This window comes from Acinetobacter sp. YH12152, from assembly GCF_013418285.1.
Classification (GTDB): Bacteria; Pseudomonadota; Gammaproteobacteria; order Pseudomonadales; family Moraxellaceae; genus Acinetobacter; species Acinetobacter amyesii.
Window position 1 is genome coordinate 26598 of the sequence record NZ_VPCH01000041.1, and the last position, 8538, is coordinate 35135.

Here is an 8538-nt window from a genome sequence, read left to right on the forward strand (position 1 = left end):
TCTTATGAGCATATCGCAATCTTTGCTTGAACAATCAATCCAAATCAATATTCAACACGCACTACAAGAAGATATTGGCGAAGGCGATATTACAGCCCTGTTAACTCCAGAAGATGAACAAGCAACTGCAACGATTATCAGCCGTGAAGAGATGATCTTGGCGGGTCAGCCTTGGGTCAATGCACTCATTCAGGCTTATGATGCCGCTGTCCAAGTCACTTGGTTGAAAAATGATGGTGACCGTGTGGCCGCAGGCGAAGCCTTTTTAAAACTCGCAGGTTCTGCGCGTAGCTTACTGACGGTTGAGCGTCCAGCCTTAAATTTTGTGCAAACCTTATCTGCGGTTGCGACCAAAACCGCTGCCTATGTCCAGCAGCTTGAAGGTTTGCATACTCGTCTACTCGATACCCGTAAAACCTTGCCAGGCCTACGTATTGCACAAAAATATGCGGTTGCTGTCGGAGGTGGTCAAAACCATCGCTTAGGTTTATTTGATGCGTTTTTAATTAAAGAAAATCACATCATGGCAGCAGGTGGCATCCAACAAGCGATTGCCAAAGCACACCAGATTGCACCGGGTAAACCTGTGGAAGTTGAAGTCGAAACTTGGGATGAACTCAACCAAGCATTGGAAGCAGGTGCGGATATTGTGATGTTGGATAACTTTAGTCAGCAACAAATGATTGATGCCGTTAAACACGTCAATGGTCGCTGCAAACTTGAAGCCTCAGGCAATATCACTATTGCAAACTTACGTGAAGTGGCAACGACAGGGGTCGATTATATTTCGATGGGTGTACTTACCAAAGATGTCACAGCGATTGATTTATCGATGCGCTTTAATGCCTAACGCTCTAGACTTACTCTAAACATAAATAAAGGGTGCTGTAGCACCCTTTTTGATGCTTAAGATCTAGCATGACTTAATCATCATCTTGCTGTTGTTTTGAACTTCGTCGAGCTTCATCTTCATGCTCGGAGTCCTTTTCATGCTCCGCATCGTCTTCATGCTGCTCGCGCTCATCTTGATCATCGTCCTGATCTTTTGAGTTTTCACTTTGTTCAGAAAAACGACCACCTTCACGCTCTTGATCCTGATTTCCAAAAAAATCACAACCACTGATCAACAATACGATGAACAAAGAAAAATACATCATCCAATTTTTCATTTTTAGTCCTTCAAAGCATCCTGATCCTATTAATTTGAGCCAAAGACACGCTACTGAATAGCCGATTCGTGTTGGATTTTCTATATTCAACGCATAAAAAAACGCATCCGAAGATGCGTTCTTTATTCAGTTTGAACTGAATCAAACAACTTACCAGCCTAAAGCTTCTTGTTGTTTTTTGATCAATTCTTGAATGCCTTTTTCAGCCAATTCAAGCATTTCATTACATTGGGTACGTGTAAACGGTTTGTCTTCTGCTGTGCCTTGAAGTTCAATGAACTCACCAGCTTGTGTCATCACTACGTTCATGTCTGTTTGGCAGCTTGAATCTTCTTCATAGCAAAGATCAAGTAATGCTTCGTCTTGATACATCCCTACAGAAATCGCAGCAACTAAACCTTTTAATGGATCTTGTTTAATTTTTTTATTTTCAAGCAAGACATTCATCGCATCGACCAAAGCAACTGCTGCACCTGTAATTGATGCTGTACGTGTACCACCATCTGCCTGAATCACATCACAGTCGATGCTGATGGTATTTTCACCCAATTTTTTCAAATCGACCATCGCACGTAAGCTACGACCAATCAGACGTTGAATTTCTTGAGTACGACCGCTTTGTTTACCACGTGCCGCTTCACGGTCGGTACGTGTATGTGTTGAACGAGGTAACATGCCATATTCAGCAGTCACCCAACCCTGACCTTTTCCTTTAAGGAAACGCGGTACTGAGTTGTCAACACTTGCAGTACAAAGAACTTTTGTATGACCAAATTCAACCAATACAGAACCTTCCGCATAACGTGTGTAGTTACGGGTAATTTTTACTTCACGTAATTGATCTAATGCTCGTTGGTCGATACGCATAATGAGTCCTTAATCTGACAAAATTGATTGCGGCACATTATAACAGAAGGTACAGCCAGATTCGGGATGCATTCGTGTGCATTTACAAAATCCATTCATCCAAGTTTTGATAGGCCCATCGTACGACATCAGGAAATTTGTTAGACTGAAGCCACGCAAAATTCAGGACGAATTGCATGTCGATACGGGAAGAACGTAAGCAACAAAGTCGTAAAGCTATCCTTGATGCAGCGCTTGCATTGAGTACCACAGGCCGTTCTTTTAGCAGTCTGAGCTTACGCGAAATTTCCCGTCATGTCGGCTTGGTTCCTGCTGCGTTTTATCGCCATTTTCAGGACATGGATGAGCTCGGTTTGGAACTAGTCGACCAAATGGCCCTGCACCTTCGGAATGTCCTCAATCAACTGAGTCAGCAATGCTTTCAAGCACCAGATGCACGCACACGACAAAGTCTGGATTATTTATTTCATGCCGTTGAGCAATTTCCTGAGGCATGGATGTTTCTTATTGCTGAACGTTGGGGTGGTTCAGCATTCTTAAGACAAGCCATTACTCGTGAGTTTAATTTTCTCAGTACCGATTTGGCCCATGCACTGGCTCAAGTTGAAGCGACTCAACATATTCAATCCGAACAAGACCTCAAAGTATTGGGACAAATTTTGTTTGAATTGGCCTTAAGTTGGGCAATGCAGTGGATTGACATACATCGACATGTTGAACTTCCACAACGTACTGATGCGCTGCAACAATTTCGCCGCCAAGCTCAGACCCAAGTTCAGCTCTTATTTCGTGGCATTTTGCATTGGGATCGATCTTTGGCTCAAATCGCTGATCCACAAAATTTATCGACCTAAAACGCAAAATATGCCTGCATAAAAAAAGCCGCATCGAGTGCGGCTTTTTCAAAACACTGTTATTTCGCTTTACGTTCTTTATCAACAAGGAATTTCACGATTTCAACGGTACGTGCATCTTCACCTTGTACGATGTATTTACCATTGACGGTAATCGCAGGCACGCCGCTCAATTGATATTGAGCCGCTAAGCTTTTCGCTTGAGCAATTTTTGAAGACACAGCAAATGATTTAAATGTGCTGTTAAATTTCGCTTCAGGAACACCATAACGGGTGTAGAACTTAGCAAATGCGCCTTGTTCTAAGATATTTTTTTGACCCACATGAATGTCATGGAACAATTGTAAATGTGCTTTTTGACGAACACCCAGTGCTTCCGATGCATAGTAAGCACGCGCGCCTTGTTCCCAAAGTGGATTCATTGCTGCAGGTGTACGGACAAAACGTACATCTTTAGGCAATTGCTTTAACCACGTTTGCATATGCGGTTCTAATGTAAAACAATGTGGGCAGCCATACCAAAAGAACTCACGGACTTCGATTTTACCCGGACGTTCGACTTTAATCGGTTTTGGAATAACTGTGTAATCAGTCCCCGCGACAAATTGCGCTGCCATCGCACTGCCAGAAAAAGCCAAAATAGCTGTTGTAATCGTGCCTAAAAGGAATTTTTTCATTGAACTTATCGTCCTCAAAATCATTATGATTAGTTTATGGCAACACTATAAATCAAATCTGTCGATTTCGTTTTCATTCTGTGAACTTTTTTAAGGCTTTTATCGCTTTTTTTTCAGGACGCGCTACACTAACTCCCATAAACTTTTTTCTAAAATATAAAGACTTGATTGAGGTGCAACCGATGTCGCAATTGAATGTTGATCCACAAGAAATTGCCAAATTTGAAGCTTTCGCAGCCATATGGTGGGATCAGCATTCTGAGTTCCGCCCTTTGCACATGATTAATCCCCTGCGTTTGAACTGGATTGATGAGCATTCAAATGGTATCACTGGCAAGAAAGTATTAGATGTGGGCTGTGGCGGCGGTATTTTAGCTGAAAGCATGGCACGTCGCGGTGCGCAAGTATTGGGTATCGACATGGGCGAAGCGCCGTTGAATGTTGCACGCTTACATGCCGAACAAGAAAATGTACAAAATATTGAATATCGCCAAGTACCTGTAGAGCAATTGGCAGAAGAGCAAGCAGGTCAATATGACGTCGTCACCTGTATGGAAATGCTCGAACACGTACCCGATCCAGCTTCGATCATTTTAGCCTGTCAAAAGCTGGTAAAACCGGGTGGTCATGTGTTCTTCTCGACCATTAACCGTAATCCTAAAGCCTATTTGTTTGCGATTATTGGTGCGGAATATGTTTTACGCATGTTGGCGAAAGGCACTCATGATTATTCGAAGTTTATTAAACCTTCAGAATTAGCTCATGATATTCGTCAAGCCGAGTTAAAACTCAAAGATATGACAGGTTTACATTATAACCCGATTACCAAACGCTATTGGCTCGCACCGAATGTGGATGTGAACTACATGGTTCATACGGTGAAAGAAGCCTAATGAAAGCTGTACTCTTTGATCTTGACGGTACACTGATTGATACCGCGGCTGATTTTATTCGTATTATTCAAGACATGTGCCGTGACAAAGGCATTGCGGTGGTCAGTGCTGACGACATTCGTGTACAGGTATCTGAAGGCGCGCGTGCCATGGTCAAACTGGTCTATCCTGAGTTAGATGTGGAAGACCCTATTTTTCTGGCACATCGTCAGCGTTTTTTAGCGCTTTATGGTGCGGATATAGCAGTCGATACAGACCTATTTGAAGGCATGTATCCGCTACTCGATGAACTTGAACAGTATCAAATTCCGTGGGGTATTGTCACCAATAAGCCGCGTTCACTCAGTGAAGCGTTGCTCAAAGCGTTGAATTTGACTGAGCGCTGCTCGGTATTGGTTTGCCCAGACGATGTCAGTAAAACCAAGCCAGACCCAGAGCCGATGTATTTAGCAGCCAAGCACATTCATCTAGATGCTCAAGACTGTATCTATGTCGGTGATCATCCACGTGATATCGATGCCGGTCGTAATGCGCAGATGTACACAATTCTTGCGGCTTATGGCTATTTACCTTTACAACACAAAGATGACTTAACAGCTTGGCATGCAGATTGTATAGTGAAGACTGTTGCTGAATTGCATGAAGTCATTCATGATTTGGTCATCAAACCGAAAACGCTAAACACAGCGACTTTATAACGATAGAACACAACACAATAAAACGAGGAGGTACGGATGAAATATTCAGAATATCAACCTCGCCCCGATCTGCTCAAAGATCGCATTATCCTGATTACAGGTGCGGGCGATGGTATTGGCCGTGCGGCTGCCCTCAGTTATGCCTTACATGGCGCAACCGTGGTCTTACATGGACGCACACTGAATAAACTAGAAGTGATTTACGATGAAATTGAAGGCTTGGGTGCCCCCCAACCGGCGATTTTACCGCTACAACTGTCTAGTGCCTCTCCTCGTGATTATGAGCTGTTGGTCGATACCTTAGAAAAGCAATTTGGTCGCCTAGACGGCATTTTGCATAATGCAGGGATTTTGGGTGAGCGAACTGAACTAGAACATTATCCTGTGGATGTTTGGGATGATGTCATGGCGGTGAACCTTCGTGCGCCCTTTGTACTGACTCAAGAGCTGATGCCCCTACTGCAAAAATCTGAGCATGCCTCAGTGGTCTTTGCCAGTTCAGGTGTGGGGCGTGAAGCCCGTGAACGTTGGGGCGCGTACTCGGTTTCAAAAATTGCCATTGAAGCCGTAAGCACATTGTTCGCTAAAGAAAATGAACACCCCAATATTCGTTTTAACTGTATTAACCCTGGTGCGACACGTACTGCCATGCGTGCAAAGGCGTATCCAGACGAAGATCCAAAAACTTTGCCTACGCCTGAAAGCATCATGCCTGCATATTTATATTTAATGGGTGACGACAGCTTGCATTTAACTGGTGCCAGCATAGATGCCCAAGATGAATAGGGTGAAAACCCAATTTAAAAAGGAAGATCGCGCTTCCTTTTTTTATGTCTTGAATCTTTACAACGCATCATTAACCGAATGATTTTGCAGTGACCACGCGAAAGTCGACTTGAGTTTTTAGCAAATTTGCCGATACTTGGGGCATTCTTTAAAAACATTGGATTGATACATGTCTGACTTTAGCAATATTACAGTGACTCCAACTGAGGATGGCATGGTTAACCTACTGATCGAGGGTCAACCCATTTCAGCAAAATATGGCATGAAATTCGACCCGAGTATCGTGGACGATTTAAAAGGCTTAGATGTCGGTCAAAATGCAAAATTATTTGAACAATTTATTTTTTCGCATACTGACTTAAACTTTGAGCATGCCTATTTCTATGTCACTTGCATTCAAAAGCAAGAAGCAGGCTTTCAAGTGATCACTAACTTTGTTTATCGCATCATTGCGCAAGATCAAGCACCGTTTGAGCATGTGATTACCAAACAAGGTGCAGCAATGACACCTGAAGATATTAATGAATTTATTCAAGCTCATATTCAAAAATCATTAACGGATTATACTGACCTGAAATACGCATACTAAGTGTGTTCCAAGTGAAAAATTCATGTTTAAAAAGGGCCATTTGATGCCCTTTTTTTAAACCCTTAGATTAGCATTTGAAATTCAACAAGCTTTGATCAATAGACAGCTTCATTACCCAACTTTCCATTGATCGTATTTTTAAATTATTTTTATAATAATATTCGGTTTTTCAAATTAAGTATAAAAGCATAGACTGCTTGCCATGACATAGACCGACGGCAAGGAGACCCAAATGGCTGATCAAACACGCAAAATTGAAACCATTCGTTCAATTGAAAACTTACAACTGACTGAAAATTTGATCTCTGCAATGGACGATGCCGAGCAAGCTGAATCTGTGGCTCAAGCAATTTATTCACTCCAATGCCTAAACGAGCAGTGGTACTGAAACCCGAAGTTACTCAACATTTTCAGTCTTTCATCTCTCCTCTCATTTGCCTGTCAAGACTTGATGGGCTGTTTTGATCGTGCTTACAATAGACCTCAAATTTAATCAAAGCTGAATTGCAAGGATAAAAAGCGCGCATTATCGGACCATCTCTTTCAAGATGGAAAGATTGTTCCCGGCGCCAAATTTATCGCATAATATCCGCAATCTCTTCGTTTTATTTAAAGAAATATTCATCTTTCTTCACAGTTTCTCTGCATTTAATGCGTACAGTAGTGATATTGAAGATAAATTACTCATGAGGGTTGAACATGAAAAAGATTTTGCCAATTTTGGCTATTTCTTTCAGTGCTTTAATAGCAAGCAGCATCACGTCTGCAGCGCCTCACTTCAAGAACGATGAACGTGGCTTTGATGGCCCACGCGGCAATGCATATGGTCAAATGAAAAAAGATCGTGATTACCGTGGTTATCAGGACGATGACGATCTTGAAGATCGACGCCGTATGCGTGAACAACGTGGAGTCAAACGTTTGCAACAACATAAATGGCAAACGGGCTATGTGATGCCACAGCATTATCGTGGTAATGGTTATAAAGTCGATTATAAAGACCATAACTTACCTAAACCATCGCGTAATCAGCAATGGTATAAAATCAATAATGACTACATATTGGTCAACTCAGATAGTAACAGTATTCTGAAAATTTTAGGTATGTAAGCCGTTTTGAATTTAATTTCGCCATATTTTTAAAGTCCAGATCAACTCTGGGCTTTTTTTATGAGTTTTTTTTAATGTTTAACCGCAAAAGCTGATGCTGCCTAGCGTTCAGATCATTTACACACCTTCAAATTTCCTCCATACATTTCACAATTCAACTATATTGCCCCCACGCTTTCTCTGAACTTTCTCGCTAATTTTGAATCATCGAAAAACAGATTAGAAATGTATAGAGGTGTCCCATGAACAAAATCGTATCGAGTTTAGTTCTTTCCGTATCGGCTTTGATGGCAACAACAGCAGCCATTGCTGCGCCAGACCATCGTCAAGATGACCGCCGTTACCATCCGTCATACCAACATCAAGACAACCGTTGGGACAAAGATCACCGTCCGAGTAATTGGAATAACAACAACCGTTATGACAATAATCGCTACGACCGTAATGACTTTCGTCGTGTAAATCCAAGCCGCGATTGGCGTGTTGGTCAAAGCTTTCCTCGTTATTTCGATTCAAGCCGCTACAAAGTGAGTGACCGTGAAGCGCGCCGCTTACCGAACACCGGTCGTTATCAACAATGGTACAAAATCAATGGTGACTACGTGCTAGTCAATGATCGTACCGATCGCATCATTCGCATTAAGAATGGCTAATCATTCGACGATCTCTTAAGTCCCTTTCCCAACACCTGAACACTGTTCAGGTGTTTTTTTATCAAATGGAGCGTAAAACTCTGTCCTTCAGGTCAGAGATATAAGCGACACGACCTGAAGTGTCGTTTGATTTAACTAAGGACTATTTTCCTTGAGTTTTGATTGTTAATATAAGTACATGAAAACCCTTAAATTACGTATAAAAGACAAACATTGCAAGGTGTTAGACCAACTAGCATCAG

The 8538-nt window shown here is 42.1% G+C and carries 12 protein-coding genes; 9 read left to right on the plus strand and 3 right to left on the minus strand.

Going from position 1 to position 8538, the window contains the following annotated elements; translation table 11 throughout:
* Positions 1–4 precede the first annotated feature (4 nt).
* On the plus strand, positions 5–850 hold the full coding sequence (nadC, locus tag FTU83_RS12730) for a carboxylating nicotinate-nucleotide diphosphorylase (RefSeq protein WP_111885101.1): 846 nt from the start codon (positions 5–7) through the stop codon (positions 848–850).
* A gap of 73 nt (positions 851–923) precedes the next feature.
* Here the strand turns inward: nadC and FTU83_RS12735 are convergent, their stop codons facing one another.
* Together FTU83_RS12735 and rph are read right to left on the minus strand one after the other, a co-directional pair.
* On the minus strand, positions 924–1169 hold the full coding sequence (locus tag FTU83_RS12735) for a hypothetical protein (RefSeq protein ID WP_180008601.1): 246 nt from the start codon (positions 1167–1169) through the stop codon (positions 924–926).
* 150 nt (positions 1170–1319) lie between these two features.
* Positions 1320–2036 (minus strand): ribonuclease PH, encoded by a 717-nt coding sequence (gene rph, locus FTU83_RS12740; protein ID WP_078190634.1) that lies wholly within the window; start codon positions 2034–2036, stop codon positions 1320–1322.
* A 176-nt stretch (positions 2037–2212) separates the two neighbouring features.
* Here rph and FTU83_RS12745 point away from each other — a divergent pair, with 176 nt between their 5' ends.
* Complete coding sequence (locus tag FTU83_RS12745) at positions 2213–2890, plus strand: TetR family transcriptional regulator (RefSeq protein ID WP_180106778.1); 678 nt, start codon at positions 2213–2215, stop codon at positions 2888–2890.
* A gap of 59 nt (positions 2891–2949) precedes the next feature.
* Here FTU83_RS12745 and FTU83_RS12750 read toward each other — a convergent pair whose 3' ends face one another.
* The gene (locus FTU83_RS12750) at positions 2950–3567 is read right to left on the minus strand and encodes a thiol:disulfide interchange protein DsbA/DsbL (protein ID WP_111885097.1); all 618 of its coding nucleotides are present in this window, start codon (positions 3565–3567) and stop codon (positions 2950–2952) included.
* A gap of 182 nt (positions 3568–3749) precedes the next feature.
* Here FTU83_RS12750 and ubiG point away from each other — a divergent pair, with 182 nt between their 5' ends.
* The 7 genes from ubiG (at position 3750) to FTU83_RS12785 (ending at position 8296) form a co-directional block, all read left to right on the plus strand.
* A complete protein-coding gene (gene ubiG, locus FTU83_RS12755; protein WP_078190637.1) occupies positions 3750–4460 on the plus strand; it encodes a bifunctional 2-polyprenyl-6-hydroxyphenol methylase/3-demethylubiquinol 3-O-methyltransferase UbiG in 711 nt (236 codons plus the stop codon).
* Positions 4460–5158, plus strand: coding sequence for an HAD family hydrolase (locus FTU83_RS12760; protein ID WP_180004328.1), 699 nt, complete (start codon positions 4460–4462; stop codon positions 5156–5158). Before ubiG ends, FTU83_RS12760 begins: the two co-directional genes overlap by 1 nt.
* A gap of 36 nt (positions 5159–5194) precedes the next feature.
* Positions 5195–5944, plus strand: a complete 750-nt coding sequence (locus FTU83_RS12765) for a YciK family oxidoreductase (protein WP_078190639.1) — start codon at positions 5195–5197, stop codon at positions 5942–5944.
* A gap of 169 nt (positions 5945–6113) precedes the next feature.
* Entirely contained in the window at positions 6114–6533 is a 420-nt protein-coding gene (locus tag FTU83_RS12770; protein ID WP_180106780.1) for a hypothetical protein, read from the plus strand.
* A gap of 232 nt (positions 6534–6765) precedes the next feature.
* On the plus strand, positions 6766–6921 hold the full coding sequence (locus tag FTU83_RS12775; RefSeq protein ID WP_168379727.1) for a hypothetical protein: 156 nt from the start codon (positions 6766–6768) through the stop codon (positions 6919–6921).
* A gap of 311 nt (positions 6922–7232) precedes the next feature.
* Positions 7233–7643, plus strand: a complete 411-nt coding sequence (locus tag FTU83_RS12780) for an RcnB family protein (protein WP_180022986.1) — start codon at positions 7233–7235, stop codon at positions 7641–7643.
* A gap of 242 nt (positions 7644–7885) precedes the next feature.
* Positions 7886–8296, plus strand: a complete 411-nt coding sequence (locus tag FTU83_RS12785; RefSeq protein ID WP_168379728.1) for an RcnB family protein — start codon at positions 7886–7888, stop codon at positions 8294–8296.
* Positions 8297–8538: the final 242 nt, after the last annotated feature.

Coding starts and splice junctions, on each gene's coding strand:
- FTU83_RS12785 (WP_168379728.1), top strand. CDS start 7,886: ATGAACAAAATCGTATCGAGTTTAGTTCTTTCCGTATCGGCTTTGATG.
- FTU83_RS12750 (WP_111885097.1), bottom strand. CDS start 3,567: ATGAAAAAATTCCTTTTAGGCACGATTACAACAGCTATTTTGGCTTTT.
- nadC (WP_111885101.1), top strand. CDS start 5: ATGAGCATATCGCAATCTTTGCTTGAACAATCAATCCAAATCAATATT.
- FTU83_RS12745 (WP_180106778.1), top strand. CDS start 2,213: ATGTCGATACGGGAAGAACGTAAGCAACAAAGTCGTAAAGCTATCCTT.
- FTU83_RS12760 (WP_180004328.1), top strand. CDS start 4,460: ATGAAAGCTGTACTCTTTGATCTTGACGGTACACTGATTGATACCGCG.
- FTU83_RS12770 (WP_180106780.1), top strand. CDS start 6,114: ATGTCTGACTTTAGCAATATTACAGTGACTCCAACTGAGGATGGCATG.
- rph (WP_078190634.1), bottom strand. CDS start 2,036: ATGCGTATCGACCAACGAGCATTAGATCAATTACGTGAAGTAAAAATT.
- ubiG (WP_078190637.1), top strand. CDS start 3,750: ATGTCGCAATTGAATGTTGATCCACAAGAAATTGCCAAATTTGAAGCT.
- FTU83_RS12775 (WP_168379727.1), top strand. CDS start 6,766: ATGGCTGATCAAACACGCAAAATTGAAACCATTCGTTCAATTGAAAAC.
- FTU83_RS12735 (WP_180008601.1), bottom strand. CDS start 1,169: ATGAAAAATTGGATGATGTATTTTTCTTTGTTCATCGTATTGTTGATC.
- FTU83_RS12765 (WP_078190639.1), top strand. CDS start 5,195: ATGAAATATTCAGAATATCAACCTCGCCCCGATCTGCTCAAAGATCGC.
- FTU83_RS12780 (WP_180022986.1), top strand. CDS start 7,233: ATGAAAAAGATTTTGCCAATTTTGGCTATTTCTTTCAGTGCTTTAATA.